The following is a 446-nucleotide window of genomic DNA, read 5'->3' as shown; positions in this document are numbered from 1 at the left end:
CTTCACTAAAGACATCAAGTGGTACGTTTACGGGCCGGCGCAAGCGCCCTCCTGATTGATAGTAATAGAGAATTGCGTCAAAACTAGGTCGACTTCGGTCAAAAAAATACTCGTTTCGCAATGGGTCAAAATATCGCAGTCGGCGGGCGGGATCTCCCAAGAGAGTATCGGGAAATTGATTCAATGTTCGAAGTTGTGTTTCAAACCGAAGGCCACTCACGTTGATCACGACTCTCTCACAGAAGTCGTGGTCATGGGGAATAGGCTCGAAATGCTGAGGGCCCCCACCGAAGCCATGGCCGGCGCCACCTTCTTCGTCTTGGCTAGACAGTTTAGGCAGTGAACCGTATCCATCCAGACTATTTCGTTGGAGCTGTTGTTCTCGCAGTGCCACGGCGGCCATGGTGGCCGGATCTGACGGTTCACTAAACCAGCTCTGCTTATAT

1 protein-coding gene is annotated in these 446 nt (G+C 51.3%); it reads right to left on the bottom strand.

The features are described 5' to 3' along the window. Positions 1-403, bottom strand: a 403-nt coding sequence (locus tag FYM52_RS18595) for a hypothetical protein (RefSeq protein ID WP_238826276.1), incomplete at its 3' end; no start/stop codon positions are given. Positions 404-446 lie beyond the last annotated feature (43 nt).

It is taken from the genome of Comamonas sp. CAH-2 (assembly GCF_009668305.1).
Lineage (GTDB): Bacteria > Pseudomonadota > Gammaproteobacteria > Burkholderiales > Burkholderiaceae_C > Comamonas > Comamonas aquatica.
The sequence above is the reverse complement of the archived record's forward strand: the minus strand, read 5'-3'. Positions and strand labels throughout refer to the sequence as shown.